The 19865-nt window shown below is 42.5% G+C and carries 18 protein-coding genes; 10 read left to right on the top strand and 8 right to left on the bottom strand.

Going from position 1 to position 19865, the window contains the following annotated elements; genetic code table 11:
- Window position 1 precedes the first annotated feature (1 nt).
- From fadA to AC2CZC_RS06430, 3 genes are all read left to right on the top strand, one after another.
- Entirely contained in the window at window positions 2-1168 is a 1167-nt protein-coding gene (gene fadA, locus AC2CZC_RS06440) for an acetyl-CoA C-acyltransferase FadA (protein WP_484584236.1), read from the top strand.
- Window positions 1169-1350: 182 nt separating this feature from the next.
- Window positions 1351-1590 carry a sulfurtransferase TusA gene (gene tusA / locus AC2CZC_RS06435; RefSeq protein WP_063360147.1) on the top strand — a complete coding sequence of 80 codons (240 nt, stop codon included), beginning with the start codon at window positions 1351-1353 and terminating at the stop codon, window positions 1588-1590.
- Between the two features lie 225 nt (window positions 1591-1815).
- Window positions 1816-1959: a hypothetical protein gene (locus tag AC2CZC_RS06430; RefSeq protein ID WP_484584235.1), complete on the top strand. Its 144-nt coding sequence runs from the start codon at window positions 1816-1818 to the stop codon at window positions 1957-1959.
- 135 nt (window positions 1960-2094) lie between these two features.
- Here AC2CZC_RS06430 and AC2CZC_RS06425 read toward each other — a convergent pair whose 3' ends face one another.
- The 7 genes from AC2CZC_RS06425 to dnaA all read right to left on the bottom strand — a co-directional run bounded on the left by AC2CZC_RS06425 (window position 2095) and on the right by dnaA (window position 11821).
- Window positions 2095-2547 carry an early set domain-containing protein gene (locus tag AC2CZC_RS06425; RefSeq protein ID WP_484584234.1) on the bottom strand — a complete coding sequence of 151 codons (453 nt, stop codon included), beginning with the start codon at window positions 2545-2547 and terminating at the stop codon, window positions 2095-2097.
- 65 nt (window positions 2548-2612) lie between these two features.
- The gene (glyS, locus tag AC2CZC_RS06420) at window positions 2613-4682 is read right to left on the bottom strand and encodes a glycine--tRNA ligase subunit beta (RefSeq protein ID WP_484584233.1); all 2070 of its coding nucleotides are present in this window, start codon (window positions 4680-4682) and stop codon (window positions 2613-2615) included.
- Between the two features lie 2 nt (window positions 4683-4684).
- Window positions 4685-5584: a glycine--tRNA ligase subunit alpha gene (gene glyQ / locus AC2CZC_RS06415; RefSeq protein ID WP_039611136.1), complete on the bottom strand. Its 900-nt coding sequence runs from the start codon at window positions 5582-5584 to the stop codon at window positions 4685-4687.
- A 184-nt stretch (window positions 5585-5768) separates the two neighbouring features.
- On the bottom strand, window positions 5769-8186 hold the full coding sequence (gene gyrB / locus AC2CZC_RS06410) for a DNA topoisomerase (ATP-hydrolyzing) subunit B (protein WP_063360150.1): 2418 nt from the start codon (window positions 8184-8186) through the stop codon (window positions 5769-5771).
- A gap of 12 nt (window positions 8187-8198) precedes the next feature.
- Complete coding sequence (gene recF / locus AC2CZC_RS06405) at window positions 8199-9287, bottom strand: DNA replication/repair protein RecF (RefSeq protein ID WP_063360151.1); 1089 nt, start codon at window positions 9285-9287, stop codon at window positions 8199-8201.
- A gap of 10 nt (window positions 9288-9297) precedes the next feature.
- The gene (gene dnaN, locus AC2CZC_RS06400) at window positions 9298-10401 is read right to left on the bottom strand and encodes a DNA polymerase III subunit beta (protein WP_063360152.1); all 1104 of its coding nucleotides are present in this window, start codon (window positions 10399-10401) and stop codon (window positions 9298-9300) included.
- 10 nt (window positions 10402-10411) lie between these two features.
- Window positions 10412-11821 carry a chromosomal replication initiator protein DnaA gene (gene dnaA / locus AC2CZC_RS06395; protein ID WP_484584232.1) on the bottom strand — a complete coding sequence of 470 codons (1410 nt, stop codon included), beginning with the start codon at window positions 11819-11821 and terminating at the stop codon, window positions 10412-10414.
- A 695-nt stretch (window positions 11822-12516) separates the two neighbouring features.
- Here dnaA and rpmH point away from each other — a divergent pair.
- The 7 genes from rpmH (at window position 12517) to AC2CZC_RS06360 (ending at window position 17597) form a co-directional block, all read left to right on the top strand.
- The gene (rpmH, locus tag AC2CZC_RS06390) at window positions 12517-12651 is read left to right on the top strand and encodes a 50S ribosomal protein L34 (protein ID WP_005492430.1); all 135 of its coding nucleotides are present in this window, start codon (window positions 12517-12519) and stop codon (window positions 12649-12651) included.
- 6 nt (window positions 12652-12657) lie between these two features.
- Window positions 12658-13071 (top strand): ribonuclease P protein component, encoded by a 414-nt coding sequence (gene rnpA / locus AC2CZC_RS06385; protein WP_046357211.1) that lies wholly within the window; start codon window positions 12658-12660, stop codon window positions 13069-13071.
- A 188-nt stretch (window positions 13072-13259) separates the two neighbouring features.
- The gene (gene yidD, locus AC2CZC_RS06380; protein WP_284022792.1) at window positions 13260-13484 is read left to right on the top strand and encodes a membrane protein insertion efficiency factor YidD; all 225 of its coding nucleotides are present in this window, start codon (window positions 13260-13262) and stop codon (window positions 13482-13484) included.
- 8 nt (window positions 13485-13492) lie between these two features.
- Window positions 13493-15124 (top strand): membrane protein insertase YidC, encoded by a 1632-nt coding sequence (gene yidC / locus AC2CZC_RS06375; protein WP_484584231.1) that lies wholly within the window; start codon window positions 13493-13495, stop codon window positions 15122-15124.
- A gap of 595 nt (window positions 15125-15719) precedes the next feature.
- Window positions 15720-16388: a cytochrome c biogenesis protein CcdA gene (locus AC2CZC_RS06370; RefSeq protein ID WP_484584230.1), complete on the top strand. Its 669-nt coding sequence runs from the start codon at window positions 15720-15722 to the stop codon at window positions 16386-16388.
- 19 nt (window positions 16389-16407) lie between these two features.
- On the top strand, window positions 16408-16866 hold the full coding sequence (locus AC2CZC_RS06365) for a TlpA family protein disulfide reductase (protein WP_484584229.1): 459 nt from the start codon (window positions 16408-16410) through the stop codon (window positions 16864-16866).
- Window positions 16866-17597, top strand: coding sequence for a TlpA family protein disulfide reductase (locus AC2CZC_RS06360; protein WP_484584228.1), 732 nt, complete (start codon window positions 16866-16868; stop codon window positions 17595-17597). The genes AC2CZC_RS06365 and AC2CZC_RS06360 overlap by 1 nt, the downstream gene beginning before the upstream one ends.
- Window positions 17598-17606: 9 nt before the next feature.
- Here AC2CZC_RS06360 and AC2CZC_RS06355 read toward each other — a convergent pair whose 3' ends face one another.
- A complete protein-coding gene (locus tag AC2CZC_RS06355; protein ID WP_484584227.1) occupies window positions 17607-19778 on the bottom strand; it encodes a winged helix-turn-helix domain-containing protein in 2172 nt (723 codons plus the stop codon).
- Window positions 19779-19865: the final 87 nt, after the last annotated feature.

The raw sequence follows: 19865 nt of genomic DNA, 5'->3' as shown, positions 1-19865 counted from the left end.
TATGGAACATGCAGTTATCGTAGATTGTCTTCGTACCCCAATGGGTCGCTCCAAAGGCGGTGTGTTTAAGCATCGTCGTGCAGAAGATCTCAGTGCACACCTAATGAAAGGCCTACTTGAGCGCAACCCACAAGTTGCCCCAGAGTCCATTGATGATATTTATTGGGGCTGTGTACAACAAACACTTGAACAAGGTTTTAATGTTGCACGTAACGCGGCACTTCTAGCTGGTATCCCCCATTCAGTCCCCGCAGTTACCGTGAACAGATTATGTGGTTCATCCATGCAAGCACTGCATGATGCAGCGCGCGCTATCATGACAGGTGCAGGCGATACTTATCTTATTGGTGGTGTTGAGCATATGGGTCATGTCCCTATGACCCATGGCGTGGACTTTCACCCAGGCCTTTCAACTTCAGTTGCACAAGCAGCTGGCGTTATGGGCTTAACCGCAGAGTACCTTGCTACGCTTCATGGTATTAATCGCGAACAGCAAGATGCGTTTGCAGTACGCTCACACCAACGCGCTCACGCAGCCAGCGTTGAAGGCCGCTTTGCAAAAGAAATTTTACCGACCGAAGGACATGACGAACACGGCATTCCTGTATTGGTTGAACATGATGAAGTTATCCGTCCAGAAACTAATCTTGAAGGACTAAGTCAATTACGTCCTGTGTTTAATCCAACCAGTGGTACTGTAACTGCTGGAACTTCCTCTGCATTGTCTGATGGCGCGTCAGCCATGCTCGTCATGAGCGAAAGCAAAGCCAAAGAACTTGGACTGCCGATCAGAGCGCGCGTTAAGTCAATGGCTGTTGCTGGCTGCGATCCATCTATCATGGGATATGGCCCTGTTCCAGCGAGCCAAAAAGCGCTTAAACAAGCAGGAATTCAAGTAGAAGACCTAGACGTAGTAGAACTCAATGAAGCATTCGCTGCGCAGTCTTTACCAGTAATGAAAGACTTAGGGTTACTGGAAGTTGCCGACGAAAAAGTAAACCTGAATGGCGGCGCCATTGCACTTGGTCACCCGCTGGGTTGCTCAGGTTCAAGGATCAGCACATCACTTATTCATATTATGGAAGAAAAAGATGCCAAATATGGCCTCGCTACTATGTGTATTGGTTTAGGCCAAGGCATCGCAACCGTATTTGAGCGCGTGAATTAACACGCTTGTTGTCATCACCCATTTCAACTTGGTAACCAAGGTAAAGTCATAAATTGTGGCTTTGCCTTTTTTATCGCCTCTTTGAATTTCAGGATATTGTAACAATTTACCTCAGCCCTCTTTAAATCTTCATACATGCCAAGTTAAAATGTCTTTTTTAAATAAAAGCTAAGTGCAATTTTATGAGTTTTGATAATGCTGACCATACATTAGATGCCGTTGGGCTACGTTGCCCTGAACCGGTTATGATGATCCGTGGCATGGTGCGAAAAATGAATCATGGTGAAACATTATTAATCGTGGCTGATGACCCATCGACCACCCGAGATATACCGAACTTTTGTGAGTTTATGGATCACACATTAGTTGCTCAAGAAACCGCACAAGCACCTTATCAGTATTTAATAAAAAAGGGCCAATAAGCCCTTTCAAGCCACCCTCTTCCACAAATCACCTTTTACATAAATAGTGTTCTCGGTGATCCATATCTCATAGCACGATTGCACATCTACCCTAATTAAACTTAAGGTTTACCCACACAGTAGTGCATAAATGTGTAAGCTCACACCGAACATTCAATGAATTATTTTATAAAACAATACGGTAGTTTAAAAAATAGGTAAACAACAAAGTAAAAGGAAAAAGATATGAAATTACAGCTAAAAACAAAAAAAATTAAAAACCTAGACCTTCAAGCTATCAAACCAGTCCAAACGAATGCAGTAGCTGGCGGCGGTATAGCCAGTCTCAACGTTTGTGCGTCTCGAGACTATGATTGCAAACCTGAGTAATAGTAAATGTTAACAACACGGCAAGTACTAAAACTTGCCGTTTAACTTGTAATTACGCTGCGATTCACACCTACAAATACCTTCAAATTTTTGCATTACGCGCTCGACCTTTTGTATAGCAACGCTGTATTATTTTTAATCTCTTTGAATTAAAACGACAGGCTTATGCGGCGCTCTATAATCAAGTGTGATGCGGTACCACCCTTTTTTATCTGGCGCAAAACTAAAGTAATTATAAATAGTATTGCAATCGGCCGGCTGCGGTTGTCCAAGTGTTACTAAACTTTGGTAGCGATAACCACAGTTATATCCTTGGCTCCATGCTTCATCCGCGATTTTAAATTCATATACTTTGCCAGGGCTCATAAACCGAGCGCGCACCGTATATGTGCCATTCCCTTTCGGCTTAAGCTGGTATATATCTTCAGCATCCCATAAGCTAAAATCACCGCGCAGATACAAAGCTCGATCAATGACTTTTGCTTCCGCTTGGCTCACATCATTACTCGTTATCTCTCCCACTTGTGGAGAGGCACAACCAGCAAGCCCTAATAATATTAAGATGGATAACGCGATTTTGTTTTGCACTTGTCTCACCTTTTTTATCAATAAAAAAGCCAGCATCATAGCTGGCTTCACAGATTATTTTTATCTTAGTTTTGTAAAACTGAGATATCCGCTGTATTTAAGAATAAGCGACTGAGCTGGCTCAATAATGCCAGACGGTTATTCTTAACCGCTTCATCATCTGCCATAACCATCACATTGTCGAAAAAATTATCAACCGCTTCACGTAGGCTTGCCAAACGCGTCAACGCTTGTTGATAGTCGCCTTGTGCATATACAGGTGCAAGCTCTTCAGTCAATACCGCAACTTGCTCTGCCAGTTGTTTCTCGGCATCTTCAATCAATAACTCAGTCGACACTGCTGCATCACTGGTTACATTATTCTTCGCCAAGATGTTGTTCACACGCTTGTTAGCAGCAGCGAGTGCTTCAGCTTCATCCAATGTACGGAAGTGGCTAACTGCTTTCACACGACGATCGAAATCAACAGGTTGTGCTGGACGACGTGCCAATACAGCTTGGATCACATCAACACTAATCCCTTCATCTTGATACCAAGCGCGGAAACGACCTAGCATAAACTCAAAGACATCATCTGCAACTTTGTCATTTGTTAGCTTGTCGCCAAACAGGGTTTGTGCCTTAGCAACAATGTCTAAAATGTCTAACTGAAGCTCTTTCTCAACCATGATACGTAATGCACCAATAGCAGCACGACGCAATGCAAATGGGTCTTTATCGCCTTTTGGAATTTGGCCAATACCAAAAATACCCACTAGCGTGTCAAACTTATCAGCCAATGCTACTGCAAAACTAATTGGGTTTGACGGTAATGCATCACCTGCAAAACGCGGCATATATTGCTCGTTTTGTGCAACTGCTACTTCTTCTGCTTCACCGTCAATGCGCGCATAATGCATACCCATGACACCCTGAACATCTGTAAACTCCATGACCATTTCAGTCATTAAGTCTGTTTTACTCAGAAGGCCAGCGCGCTCTGCCAATGCTTTATCCGCACCAAGTTGCTCAGCGATATACCCTGCCAATGCAGCAATACGCTCAGATTTGTCTTTCAGTGTGCCCAGCTGTTTTTGGAATAAAACGCTGCCAAGCGACTCTAAACGACTCTCCAGAGTTTTCTTCTTATCTGTTTCAAAGAAGAACTGTGCATCTGCTAAACGTGGACGAACCACTTTTTCATTACCTGAGATAACCACACTTGGATCTTTGCTTTCAATGTTTGATACAAATAAGAACTTGTTGATCAGCTCGCCTTTGTCATTCAATAACGGAAAGTACTTCTGGTCATCTTTCATCGTATAGATGAGGGCTTCATCTGGTACAGACAAGAACGCTTCATCAAATGATGCGGTCAAGGTTACCGGCCATTCAACTAACGACGTTACTTCTTCAAGTAAGTCTTCATCCATTGCAACAACCGCACCCAGTTCTGCAGCTTCCGCTTCAATCTGCGCACGGATCTGTGCTTTACGCACATCATAATCAGCAATGACATATGCCTTCTTTAAGGTATCAAAAATTTCATCAGCATGCGCTAAAGTCGTGCGTGCCGGGTGATGGAAACGGTGACCTTGCAGTTCATTACTGATCTGTTTGCCCAGTACTTCACCTTTAATGATCTCATTTCCTAGCAGTGCTGCAACCGTGTGCACAGGGCGGATAAATTGTGTTTTATTCGCCCCCCAACGCATTGGCTTAGGGATCGGTAATTTTGCTAAGGCTTTTGCAATGACATCGCTCAGTAGTTCCGTTGCCTGTTGGCCTTTGACAGTCGCCTTATGAAGTAACCAAGCGCCCTTTTCAGTTTCTAACTTGTCAGCTTCGCTAACATCAATACCACAACCGCGTGCCCAACCCTGTGCAGCTTTTGTCGGGTTACCCTCGGCATCAAATGCGGCTTTAATCGCTGGGCCACGTTTTTCAACGACTTTGTCTTGCTGCTGAGTCTCTAGTTGCTTTACCTGAATACCTAAACGGCGAGGCGATGCATACCAACTCACACCTTGATGGGCAAGCTCTAGCGCTTCTAATTCCGCCGCAGTGTTTTGAGCAAATGCTTCAGCTAACTTGCGCAGTGCTTTTGGTGGTAATTCTTCAGTACCAATTTCTACTAATAAATTTTCAGTTGTCATGATCAGTCCTTACAAAGCGGGAATCCAAGTGCTTCACGCGCTTCAAAATAAGCTTGTGCACACGCTTTTGATAATGCTCTTACTCGCAAGATATAACGCTGACGCTCTGTCACAGAAATTGCGTGACGCGCATCTAATAAATTGAATGCATGAGATGCTTTCATTACTTGCTCATAAGCTGGTAATGGTAAGCCCGCTTCGATTAACTTTTGGCTTTCTTTTTCGCACTGATCGAACTGGTTAAATAACGCATCGACGTCAGCATGCTCAAAGTTGTAAGTCGATTGCTCGATTTCATTTTGCATGAATACGTCGCCATAAGTCACACGACCCATAGGGCCATCTGTCCATACTAGGTCATAGATGCTATCCACACCTTGTATATACATGGCTAAACGCTCTAAACCATAAGTGATCTCACCCGTTACCGGAGAGCACTCAATACCACCGACTTGCTGGAAGTAAGTGAACTGGGTTACTTCCATACCGTTTAGCCATACTTCCCAACCTAGACCCCAAGCACCTAATGTAGGTGACTCCCAGTTATCTTCAACAAAACGAACTTCGTGCGTTAATGTGTCTATACCCAGAGCTTCTAATGAGCCAAGGTATAACTCTTGAATATTATCGGGTGATGGCTTGAGTACAACTTGGAATTGATAATAGTGTTGTAAACGGTTCGGGTTTTCGCCATAGCGACCATCAGTTGGTCTACGACATGGCTGAACATACGCGCTCGACATTGGTTCTGGACCAATTGATTTCAGGAAAGTCATCGGGTGGAATGTGCCCGCACCAACTTCCATATCTAGTGGTTGTGCAATTACACAGCCTTGCTGTGCCCAATAGTCCTGTAAAGCCAGGATCAACCCTTGAAAGGTTTTGATATCATATTTTTGCATAGTTGGCTTTTATATTTATTTGGTACATGGGACTCAAATTAGCGGCAAATCAAATAGCGCAAAATTGAGTTTTAATGATTGAAAATTATGCTCAGTATACCGTGTGCAGTGCACAGAATTAAGCGTTAAAACGAAAAAAAGGAGGGTTTCCCCTCCTTTTTTATGGATTTGCTATGAGGCAGAGTTATACGTCTAAGTTAACTACTCTTAGTGCATTCTGCTCAATGAAGTCACGACGCGGTTCAACTTGGTCACCCATCAATGTAGCGAATAGCTGATCTGCTGCAATGGCGTCTTCGATAGTCACTCGTAGCATACGACGTGCATCAGGGTCCATGGTTGTTTCCCACAGTTGGTCTGGGTTCATCTCACCCAACCCTTTATAACGTTGTGTATACAAGCCACGCTTAGATTCATTGATAAGCCAATCAAGGGCTTCAACGAAGCTGCTAACAGGTTGAGTCTTCTCACCGCGTTGGATATAGCCACCTTCCTCAATGATATGTGCAATTTGCTTACCTGTGTTTGCAATGCGCGCATAATCTTTTGAAGTAATGAAGTCATAGCTTAGAGTGTGTGCTTTATCAACACCGTGCTGACGAATATTCACCACTGGATAATACATGTGACGTTCATCATCATAACTGACTGCTGCTGAGAAAATTGTCGCGTCATCGTCATGTTTAATCAGGTCAGCAACAAGCGCTTCGCTCCAAGCTGATACTTTTGCTTCATCACTTAAATCTGCTTCAGTCAGCTCAGGCTGGTAAACAAGACGATTCATGATGGAAGCTGGGTATTTACGCTGCAGGCGCCCAATTACATCAACAGTCTTTTGATAATCATGTACCAAGTTCTCTAAACGATTACCTTCAATAGCAGCAGCCCCTTCGTTTGAATAAAGTGCTGCGCCATCAAGCGCTAATGTTGTTAGATATTCAGTCAATGCATGATCATCTTTAATGTAGCGCTCTTGCTTACCTTTTTTCACTTTATAAAGTGGTGGCTGAGCAATATACACATAACCACGTTCGATGATTTCTGGCATTTGACGATAGAAGAAGGTCAATAGCAGCGTACGAATGTGTGAACCATCCACGTCCGCATCGGTCATGATAATGATGCTATGATAACGTAACTTTTCAGGGTCATATTCATCACGGCCAATGCCACAGCCAAGCGCGGTGATCAGTGTTGCAACTTCTTGTGAAGACAACATTTTATCAAAACGTGCTTTTTCAACGTTTAAGATCTTACCTTTCAAAGGCAGTATCGCTTGGTTCTTACGGTTACGGCCTTGCTTAGCAGAACCACCTGCCGAGTCACCCTCCACTATATATAGTTCAGATAACCCTGGGTCTTTTTCTTGGCAGTCTGCCAGTTTACCTGGTAAGCCAGCTAAGTCCATGACGCCTTTACGACGTGTCATCTCTCTTGCTTTACGCGCAGCTTCACGTGCTCTTGCTGCATCAACAATCTTATTCACGACTGTTTTAGCATCCTGCGGGTTTTCAAGTAAGAACTCATTCAGCTTCTCAGCCATGGCTTGCTCAACAGCGCCTTTTACTTCACTTGAAACGAGCTTGTCTTTTGTCTGAGATGAGAACTTTGGATCAGGTACTTTGACACTGACAACCGCAGTTAGACCTTCACGCGCATCATCACCAGTTGCACTGGTCTTGTTCTTCTTATTAAAGCCCTCTTTTTCCATGTAAGTGTTAAGTGTTCTTGTTAACGCCGCACGGAATCCAGCTAGGTGCGTACCACCATCTCGCTGTGGAATATTGTTCGTGAAACAATAGATGTTCTCTTGGAAACCATCATTCCACTGCATAGAAACTTCAACACTGATGCCATCTTCACGTTCAGTGGTAAAGTGGAAAACATGCTGATGTACTGGTGTTTTTTTACGGTTAAGGTATTCAACAAACGCTTGGATACCACCTTCATATTTGAAGTGGTCACTTTTATTTTCTTCACGCTCGTCGGTAAGAATAATACTTACACCAGAGTTTAGGAAAGACAGTTCACGAAGACGCTTCGCAAGAATATCATAGTGGAAGTTTATATCAGAGAAGGTTTCTGGGCTTGGCCAAAATCTCAGTTCAGTACCTGTTGATTCAGCTTCACCGATAATTGCTAGAGGTGCATCTGGCACACCCATAGTGTACTTTTGTTGATGCACTTCGCCATCTCGGCGGATAGTTAATTGTAGTTTTTCAGAAAGTGCATTAACAACAGAAACACCTACACCGTGTAGACCACCAGATACTTTATATGAGTTATCATCAAACTTACCACCAGCGTGTAGTACAGTCATGATTACTTCAGCAGCTGAAACGCCTTCTTCTGGGTGAATCGAGGTTGGTATACCACGACCATTGTCGCGTACAGAAACAGAACCATCAGTATGAATTGTCACGAATATATCGTCACAGTATCCAGCTAATGCTTCATCAATTGAGTTATCAACAACTTCGAAGACCATGTGATGTAATCCAGTTCCATCATCAGTGTCGCCGATATACATTCCTGGACGCTTTCTTACTGCGTCCAATCCCTTCAGTACTTTAATACTGGATGAATCATAATTATCAGACATGGTTAATTCCAATTAATTTGTTATTAAACGACCATGTTCCACGTGGAACATCTCAATATTTTTATCAAGCAGTTCCACAACAGGCGTTAAACTGTCCAAACTGATAGCTGAGATAAATAATTGGGAATCACAAATAGCAAGTAACTTTGCTACACACCCTAAAGTCTCAGAGCTCAGTTCAGATGGTAAATCATCGATTAGCAATATCGACTGCTTTTCAGTCTCTTTTTCAATTAAGTTATTTTGCGTAATCTTAAGCGCGTAGAGCAACAATTTAAGCTGTCCTCTAGACATGATCCCTTCAACACTATGACCATGAACTTTAAAATTAAAGTCCGCTTTATGTGGACCTCGACTCGTATAACCGAGTTTTAGATCACGCTCAAGCTGTGATTGAAGAACGTCACTTAGTTCCCCTTTCCAACCCGCGTCATAGCGAGCTTCAAGGCCTTCAAAAACAGGGCTAATCCCCCCTATCTTATCAAAAAAATAGCCTTCAAACCTACTTATATACGCTTTTCGATAGATATTTATTTGTTCAGCTAACTCAATAAATTGCTTGTCCCAAAACTTGATCTGCTCAATACAGTTAGCAGGCTTAGTTTTCAGTAACGCGTTACGTTGTTTAAGGACTTTATTGAAACTTTTCCAAACGTCGAAAAACAAATGTTCCACGTGGAACACACCTAGATCAAGAAACTTTCTTCTCTCTTTCGGGCCACCAAAAAACAACTCATAACTTTCAGGTGTAATAACTTGCACAGGTAAAACTTGTGCTAATTCTGCAATGCGACGACTTGCTTGGCCTTGAATACGAAGCTCTGTATCTCCGCTTTGATCTTTACTGATTCCGATTGGTATAGACAAGTTATGTAATTGTTTTTTCCCATGAACAATGCATTTTGCCTGGCTACTGCGGATCATCAATTTATGTTTATTTGTGCGAAAAGAGCGGCCACTAGATAAGAAATAAATGGCTTCAAGCAGGCTGGTTTTGCCGCTACCATTTTGGCCTAAAATTAAATTAAGATCTTTTGAAGGGGAAAGAGAGAGTGCCTCAATGTTGCGAAAGTCATTGAGGCTAATATGTGTCAAACTCATTGAGCGCCCTCTACAGGCGCATTGGCATTACAACATACATAGCATCATCTTCGCCACTGCCTTCTATCAAAGCACTGCTATTTGAATCAGCTAATGTAAATTGAACATCTTCTGTTTTTAAGGTGTTTAACACATCCAGTAAATATGAAACATTAAAGCCTACTTCAAGGTCATCACCTTGATAGTTTACTTCTACCGTTTCCTCAGCTTGTTCTTGTTCAGGGTTGTTGGCGCTGATCTTCAGTACACCACTGCTTAGGTTAAGCCTAACACCGCGAAACTTTTCATTTGATAGAATAGATACGCGTTGGAATGCACTACGTAACCACTCACGATTAGCCGTCACAAGCTTATCGCCACCTCGAGGTAGGACGCGACGATAATCAGGAAAGCGACCATCAACGAGCTTACTGGTGAAGATAACTTCTTGATCAATAATACGGAAGTGATTCGCACCAAATTGTATAGTCAACTCTTCATCATCCGCAGGTAGTAGACGCATAATTTCTAACACGCCTTTACGAGGAATGATCAGCTGGCGTTGTGCACCAAGTGATTGCTCAAGTTGTTTTTGTGCAATGGCGAGTCGGTGGCCATCTGTTGCAACCGTTTTAATCTCGTTACCATCCACTTCAAAAGACATACCATTTAAGTAATAACGTACATCTTGGTTGGCCATGGAAAAATGCGTTGCTTCAAGTAACTTACGTAACTCTAGACGCGTGAGCTTAAATTCAACCTCACCTTGCCACTCTTCCAAGTTAGGAAAATCTTCTGCAGCCAATGTCGTCAATGAAAAACGACTTTTACCGCTGGTCAACAAAACTTGATGTTCTTGCGTACTGAAGTGTAAATCTGAATTATCAGGCAGACTCTTACAGATATCTAGTAGCTTTTTAGCAGGCAGTGTGAGCTTGGTGTCTGCAGTATCATTGTCTAGTGTTACAGATGCAACCAACTCAATTTCTAAGTCAGTGCCAGTCATAGACAGCACACCATTTTTTACTTCTAAATGCACATTCGACAAAATAGGAAGGGTGTGTTTGCGCTCAATGGCACCAGACACCTGCATTAACGGCTTTAAAAATTGTTCTCTTACTATCGTTATTTGCATCACTCAACCCTTAAGATGACAATGTTCTGATCAAGTTTTGATAATCTTCTTTTACTTCATGACTTTCTTCACGAAGTTCTTTTACTTTACGACATGCGTGCAATACGGTGGTGTGATCTCTACCACCAAAAGCGTCGCCTATTTCAGGTAAACTATGGTTAGTCAGTTCTTTTGACAATGCCATAGCAACTTGTCTAGGACGTGCAACAGATCGACTGCGTCGCTTAGACAATAAATCAGACACACGAATACGATAATACTCGGCGACTGTACGTTGAATATTGTCAATCGTTACCAACTTATCTTGTAATGCTAACAAGTCACGTAACGCCTCTTTGACAAACTCAATGGAGATAGGACGCCCTGTAAAGTTCGCATTTGCGATAACACGATTCAATGCACCTTCTAACTCACGTACATTCGAGCGCAATTTTTTCGCGATAAAAAATGCAACTTCATGCGGTAAGTTAATGTTACTTTGCTGCGCCTTTTTCATCAAAATCGCAACGCGCGTCTCAAGCTCTGGTGGCTCAATCGCAATGGTTAGACCCCAACCAAAACGCGATTTCAATCTATCCTCCACTCCTTCAATTTCTTTCGGGTAGCGATCGGATGTCAAAATGATCTGTTGATTGCCCTCTAGCAGCGCATTAAAGGTATGAAAGAACTCCTCTTGAGAGCGCTCTTTATTGGCAAAAAATTGAATGTCATCAATCATCAATGCATCAACACTGCGATAGTAACGTTTGAACTCTTCAATCGCGTTGTTTTGCAATGCTTTTACCATATCTTGCACAAAACGCTCTGAGTGCATATATACGATTTTTGCATCGGGCTTTTTATCAATAATGCCATTACCGACAGCGTGCAAGAGGTGTGTTTTACCTAAGCCAGTACCACCGTATATAAATACAGGGTTAAAAGCAGAGCCTGGGTTATCAGCAACTTGAGTTGCCGCAGCTTTTGCTAACTGGTTAGATTTACCTTCAACAAAATTATCAAAGGTATAGTTTTCTTTGATATTAGATTTAACGCTAGATTTCGGAGCGGGCTCAACTTTTACATCGTTAACAGGTGCCTGCACAACACTTTTAGACGACACATGCGATGTTGTTGGCGCATGCGTATCACTAATAGATGATTCTGCAGATACTTGCGGCTGAACTTGCGCCATCGGTTTACTACCGACATCAAAACGTAACTCAGGTGCTTCATCACCACAGATTTCAATCAGTAGTTCATTAATTCGATTTAAGTACTTTTCTCGAACCCAATCCAACACAAAACGATTAGGTGCATAGATGGTTAAAGTATCTTCGGTACTTTCTGCTTGTAGTGGCCTAACCCACATATTGAATTGCTGCGACGGCAATTCATCTTGCAAAACATATAAACAACTTTGCCAAACCGACAGATACACATTGCACTCCGAAATAGTTATTATTCCCGTACATCAATAGGGTTGGTTTTTAATGTGCATTCACAAAATAACCAACAGAGTTATTCACAGCTAACTCAGAGATCTACGGAAATGTTTGTATATTATCAATTATTCACAGGTGGAAGCCGGGTATTATGAAGGGATCTTATCCACAACATCAATATTGACTTTTAAAAAAATTAAGATCTCACCAAACAAAAAAGATAAGCATTTGTTTTTAATGAGCTTTTAATTTCGCTTATTTGAAAAGATCTTATCAAAAAAAGAGCAAGATCTCACCATAAAATTACGATCAATTTAAGTTTTCCAAAGGTTGTTTGCAATTTGCACCCAAGCTCTGTGGAAAACCCGCCCAAGATCAAACAACTTGATCCACAGCTAAGATCTCGATCTTATATAGATAGATCAGAAAAGTTGATCCTTCTTATATAAGCAAAGACCATAGCATTTCCTTCTCTATATATAGAAAGCATAAAATCAATTACCTTATTTGGGTAAATTACACGCGTTTCTATCAATTTTGCACCAGATTGCCTATAAATTAAGCCTACTCTCACAATTATGATTGACTTTCATGCGCGTCGGCTTTAATATCTCGCGCTCGCAATGGCACCTGTGCCAGGATCGCGACCTGCATAGGATGTTTTAACTTTAACCGATCGGATGGATTAGTTATGAAAAGAACTTTTCAACCAAGCGTACTTAAACGCAAGCGTACTCACGGTTTCCGTGCTCGCATGGCTACTAAAAATGGCCGTAAAGTACTAGCACGTCGTCGTGCTAAAGGCCGTAAAGAGCTTTCTGCTTAATATTAAGTGGAAGGTTTAGGCTTCAGCAGGGAGTTACGTCTGTTAACTCCCTCGCATTACTCCCGCATATTTCAAGAGCCAGCTCGTGCAGCTACCCCTGTTTTTACACTATTAGCAAAACCTAATGATGTAGGTCACCCACGTCTTGGATTAACCGTTGCTAAAAAACGTTGTAAAAAAGCCTGTCAACGTAATCGCATTAAGCGTCTTGCCAGAGAAAGCTTTCGCCTCAATAGACATAAGCTAGATAACATCGATATCGTTTTGATGGTCAAAACAGGTGTGGATGAGCAAAGCAATGAAGAGCTTACAAAGCAATTAAATAAACTTTGGCGCAAAATTAACGAACGTTGTAAACCAGGTGCACCAAAACCTAAACACCATAAAAAACGCCCTACCAATAAAAAGCCGAAAAAATAACGGCGCTTTTATACTTCTATATCCGTCCTAACATGGCTATTTTAAGTGAATTAAGGTAAGGTTAGCTCACCTTTTAATCACTCAATTATCGAGTCTACCTCGCGACTATGAAACACGCCTCGAAGACCAAAAGCGAGTGTAAACGATTGGTGGATTATCCGCTTTCGGTAATACGTCTATTTTTGATCATGCTTATTAAAGCCTATCAAAAATTTATCAGTCCCATGCTTGGACCACATTGCCGATTTAATCCAACATGCTCAAGTTATGCAATTCAGGCAATTAATTTACACGGAATTGCAAAAGGGAGTTGGTTAGCGGTTAAACGCATATTAAAATGTCACCCTTTAAGCGCAGGTGGGGATGACCCCGTCCCTGAAAAATCGAATCAAGATAAACAACACGAGAAATAAGAGCTGTTATGGAATCGCAACGCACGTTTTTATTGATCGGATTGCTTTTAGTCTCTTTTTTGCTATTCAGTGAATGGCAAGAGGAACAAGCTCAAAGCAAAGCCGAGACCAGTGCTGTCACACAAGTGGCCACTTCACCTTCAAATAACGACCAAGCGGATATTCCGACTTCTAGCGAAGCGGACGTACCGGTTGCACAAACTCAAGCTGTTCGTTCTGTTATCACAGTAACGACAGATGTGTTTGCAGTTAAAATCGATACAAAAGGTGGTGACATTGTTGAAGCCAAACTACTTCAACATGCAGAAACGCATGGTAGCGATATACCTTACTTACTACTTGGTGAATTTGAAGGGAAGCAATACATTTCACAAAGTGGTCTGATCGGCCTAAATGGTCCAGATGCATCAAGTGAAGGTCGCCCTGTTTACTCGAGCGAGCAAAAGGCATATACCCTATCAGGTGATGAGCTTCGTGTGCCGCTGACATTTGTTGACAAAAAAGGCGTTCAATTTACAAAAACATTTGTATTCAAAGCAGGTCAATATGACGTTGCGCTAGAATATGATGTGGTCAACGCGACAGAAAACCCTGTTCAAGTTCAACTGTACACACAAATCAAGCGTACAGCACAAGACAAAGACAGCATCATGACTCAAACGTATTTAGGAACAGCGTATGGTACACAAGATGAGCCATATGAAAAGTACGCATTTGACGATATGGCCAAAGCGAACCTGAACGAAAATACACAGGGTGGCTATGTGTCATTTATCCAGCATTACTTCGTGAGTGCTTGGGTTCCGCAGCAAGACGTCAACAATACTATTTACAGCTCACTGAGAAACAACCAAGGTATCATTGGTGCTAAAGGCGAACCAGTTAACATTCAAGCTAACTCTGACGCAAAGTTATCGGCCATTTATTATATGGGTCCAAAAGATACCGATGCACTTGAAGCGATCCACGAAGACTTAGATCTGACGGTGGATTATGGTTGGTTATTCTTTATTTCTCAGCCTCTGCTAGTACTACTGAAATTCTTATACGGCATTTTAGGCAACTGGGGTCTAGCTATCATCGGTATTACCGTGATCGTGAAAACTATCCTTTACCCGCTGACAAAAGCACAGTACACATCAATGGCAAAAATGCGTGCATTACAGCCGAAGATGCAGCAATTAAAAGAGCGCTACGGTGACGACCGTCAGAAGTTCGGTCAAGCCATGATGGAAATGTACCGCAAAGAAAAAGTGAACCCTATGGGTGGCTGTTTCCCACTATTACTGCAAATGCCTATCTTCTTAGCGCTATTCTATGTATTCCTAGAGTCCACAGAATTACGTCACGCGGAGTTTGGCTTGTGGCTAACTGACTTATCAGCGATGGACCCATACTACGTGCTACCAATTCTATTTGGTGCAAGTATGTTCTTAACGCAAAAACTTCAACCAATGACCATCACAGATCCAATGCAGCAAAAAGTGATGACTTACATGCCAGTGGTCTTCTCTATCTTCTTTATTTGGTTCCCATCTGGTCTGGTACTTTACTGGTTAGTATCGAACTTAATCTCTATCGCACAGATGCTTATCATTTATCGTGGCATGGAGAAAAAAGGCATCAAAGTACGCGACTAACGCGTAACCGCCTTAAAAACGCCCGCTTCTGCGGGCGTTTTTGATCTTGTACATACAACTAATTCGCTCATCTAAACTCCCTCCACTTATACACTCAATGCACACCATGCCCAGCCAAATCAAAATCGCATCAAGCGCTAGAGCCAAGAGTCAGTCACGCTCAGCAACGGCGCAAAGCAGCTATCAAATACATCTGCACAGCGTTACAACCCCTATACAATGTCGACAAGCCATGTCTCAGTAACTTTTATCAGAAGGCAAAATAACGTCCCATGAATCCGCACAAATGCGCTTTGATATTAAGCATACGCAGCTGTTTGCTGGAATAGAGAGACGATACTTCAATACACCCATTGACCAGATCCAAGTTTGGTCAGATAAATAATCCGTTGCGCACCAGCATGGTTTGCCAACCGAGAAAATTCAGCAAACCAAGCATATACGCGGTGTATTAAGAGGACTTAATTAAACTATTAAAATCAAATAAAACATAGACTTGATAAATTTTGATATCGATTTGATGCCCCTTTGATAGGTATTACAAACGCGCCAGTGCACTCTAACTGCTCATTAACGACATCATAAGAGCACGCATATGGAGCAAACGATTTTAGGGGCATTGACCACGTCAGACATCAATGGCTGGCAAATTCCCGCCGTATTTTTTATCGGCCTACTAACCAGTTTAACCCCCTGTGTATACCCTATTTTACCCATTACCGTTGCCACCTTTGCACCGCAAAAGCACCCTCGCATTGCCCCCCTACTGTACTGTATTGGTTTTGCATTCATTTATGCTGGGCTGGGCTTCATTGCAGCCACAACCGGCAGCCTATTTGGTCAAATAGCAAGTGATCCACTCGTTCTATTAGGGTTTGCCAATGTGTTATTGCTTTTTGCTGCCATAAATAAAGGCTTAGTCACATTACCGACTCAGCGCTTTGCGCTAAAAAATACCAGTGCCGTACCCTTGATCATGGGCATGATCAGCGCATTAGTTGCCGCGCCATGTACCTCGCCTATTCTAGGCGCATTATTGATATTTGTTGCTTCCGCACAGCAACCTCTACTCGGTGCCAGTCTGTTATTTAGTTTTGCGCTGGGCATGAGCACATTGCTGCTACTGGCTGGCACCAGTGCAAGACTACTCGCAGCTCTGCCTAAATCAGGGAAGTGGCTGGCTCACATTAATAACCTCACCGCACTCATGCTCTTAATCATGGCGCAATATTTTCTTATTCAGGCTGGTAAAAGCTGGCTATAGTAACCACAAGGAACCCATTATGAAGTCTTTAGCACCTCTATTCATCTTACTCGGTGTACATACCAACATTTACGCCAACACCTACCCGCCTTTGTTAGCTAATACGCTAGATGGACAAGCGATTTCAAGCCAAGGTCAGGTGACTTATTTGAAGTTTTGGGCCACTTGGTGCGCCTACTGTATAGAAGAAATGCCATTACTTGAACAGAGCTATCAACAAGCCAATACGGGGTATCAAGTCATTTCCGTCAATATTGGGTTCAATCAAAACAAACGCAGCATCACGAATTACCTGAAAAAACATGGCTACCGCTTTCCTACTGTCTTTGACAGCGACGGTAGTATCACACGCCAATATGCGGTATTGGGCACGCCGCAACATATTTTATTAGATGGATCAGGCTATGAGCTTTATCGCAGTGCGCTATTTACCGATGAATTAGCAAGTAAACTGACTGAATTACAAGGAAGAAAATAATGTATATACAAGTAAAACTTGGCCTAGTATTCGCCTTATTTATGGTAACTTGCAAAGTACATGCAACAGCCACCGAATATGTATTTATCAACATCTGGGATGAATATTACCAATCCACCAAATTGCCACAACCATTAGGAAAGCGCATCTTTATCCAGCCAGATATCAATATTGATAAGCCCAGCTTAACGCAGTTTGTCACAGCCAATCCCAGATTTAAGGGGATCCGCATCGATCACAACAATCAGCTCATGTTTAAATTTCAAGTCCGCAAGACCCCGACAAGGGTTGTTGTAAGCGAGGGACGTGTGGTCTTAAAAGAAGCACTTATTAGTAGTGAACCATCAGAAGCCACTTCAAATACCAAGGTACCGTTACAGACATTATCGGGAAAAAGTCTTTCCAAGACATTGATACATCAACAGTATCAGGTACTATTTTTCAGTGACAGCCTCTGTCCATTTCAGCATATTCCCGATTGTGAAAAACGCATTGAGCAAAATAATCAACTCGCTCAACACAATAAGAATGTACTTACGGTGATAAAGCCATTTTATGTAGACAAGCAAAGTGCACTCAATTACCAACAGCGCTTTGGGGTGAAGCACGATATTGTATTTGATACCCATAATCAGTTATTTGAACAGTATCAAATCACTGAGCTTCCCTATTGGGTTTTGTTAGATAATAAGGGGGAAGTCCTCTATCGAGGCACCAACGTACCGCGATAAGTCATCTAATTACTCTAAAATCCATTTACTTTGACAATAAACACTGTAGGGCGCATCCAACAAGTCCAAAATATTTTTATCTGTGTGCCCTACTAAACGTGTAAACTCATCCAATTGCTGCAATAAACCATCACTGTTTCTGAGTGCACTCAACTTCGCTTTTGAATGTGCAGCAAGAGACTCGTTATTTATCATCTGAGCTGCCGCTGAGGTATAAAACAACATGAGATGCGCATCGGTATTATCGCTATCTGCGAGCGCTAATGCCTGCTCTGGTTGACCTTGTTTAAGATGTATATACATCTTTGTGTACTCAGCATAAATCGCCACATCAGCCAATTCAAAACGTTGATATTCCAGTAAAGCCTGTTCAGTCAACGTTTGAGCCGTTTCTAACTCCCCCTGCTTTAACCCAATCCAAGCCAGCATAAGTTGCATGTTTGCACGCGTCAGTGGTGAGATATAGTCAGTCTCAAGTAGTTGGTGATATTGCTGCTTTGCATTATCTAATGCGTTTTGATCGTTTTTCACCAAGCCGATATCCATCCACGCCATCGCCTTGAGTAACTGAAGTTGCTCAGTGGCCGGTAAAAAAGACTCATGTATTTGCACTTGATCTAGATAATATAAGGCTTTTTCACCCTGATGAAGCTGAATATAATAAAACCCCAAGTAAGTGAGTACTTGCACTTTAAAATATTCATTGCCACTATCAGCAACAATATCCAACGCCTCTAATAAACTCTGCTCCCCTTCACTCACGGGCACTAAATAATTTTGCCCATACGCAAATAAGCTGGTTGCCAATTCTAAGTTTGCAGAGATCTGTCGATAGTAGTCTATGGCCTGACTCAGTACTTTTTTACTTTGTACTAGGTTAAGGTGATTTTTTTCCTGTGGGCCGGCAGCTGGTGGGTTTGCAAGATAAAATGAGCGTTGTGCTTCACTGTAAGCAAAAGAGCGACTACCTATGAGTGCATAAGCAGCGTTCATCGCCAAGGTGTAATCTTGCCATTGCAAAGTATGCCAATAAATATCAGCTTGCAGTTGGTAAGCACTGGCGATCAGTTCTATTTGTTGGCTTTGTTGTGCCGCTCTCAGTCCAAGATCTGCACTATTGAGCGCCGCTTCAAACTCCCCCAATGCCTTTTCAAATTTCCCTTTATACAGATGATAACGAGCTTGTAGCCCATCCGGTGCGTCACCCAATGTGATCTTATCAAAGCGAACTTTCGCCTGCGTTACATCCCCTTGCTGCCAAGCTATCTGCGCCAACTCCAATTGTGAAGGTAAATGCTCAGGTACACGCACTAAAGCCGCCTCAAAATACGACCTCGCAAGCTCAGGGCCATACTCGTTCAGCGCTTGTAAACCACGATAGTAATCACTGAGATCTTCTACAGGTTCAGCTGTTTTATTTTCATGATCGGACGTCACTTCTAAAGCCAGTAGCATACGTGTGGCAATTTCACTGAAGTTATGCCCTAACTGCTCGACAATAACATCTGTTGTTCGCCCATCTAGGCTGGCTTGCAGGACAAGTCGTTGCTGTCTCGGTTTCAGAGTGAGCGTTAATGTATGTGGCTGTTTCTCTGTTGGTAGCTTAAGCAGCTCAGGGGCTTGGTTTTTTGGTTTTAATTGATAGTGGTGTTGTAGCTGTGCTTTTAATTCGCTTTCGATGGCGTAGCCCCACCACGCGTTGGCCTCGACTCCCGTTTCATTTTGCAAAGGTAAAATCAATAAGGCCGGTTTTTGCTGAATTTGCTCATTGGATGATAGTGGCCAGATAGCGTGCATTTTGTCCACCGCAAATAGCAAGACAGCAGCGAGGCTCAGTGCCACGCCTATTTGCTTGGCACGTTTTTTTGCGCATTTTTCGGCGTGCACCTCACAGATCCACTGATAGCCTTGTTGTGGTAGCGTTCGAATATAAATAGGACTTTGCGCGTTATCGCCCAATGCTTGGCGTAATTCATTGATACTCTGTGTCAGTGCGGCTTCTCGATATTCACCGTGCTGCCACAGTGCGCTCAATAATGTTTCGCGCTTAATGACTTGGTTGGGATGTGCGAGAAAGTAAGCCAGTAACTGTAAGACTTTAGGACGAAGAAGCTGCTGCGATTGCCCAGTGTATAAAACCAAGCGCTCAGCATCAAAACGAAATGGACCAAATAACAACACGGCTCAGAGTTTCCTTATCTCTACATCTTGCGTAATTGACTCTATTGATTAACTTCCACTATACCTGAGAAATGCCATTTGCTGTAC

The sequence above is a fragment of the Pseudoalteromonas sp. MMG033 genome, from assembly GCF_057197785.1.
Note: the sequence above shows the minus strand (reverse complement) of the source record. Positions and strands in the feature narration are given on the sequence as shown.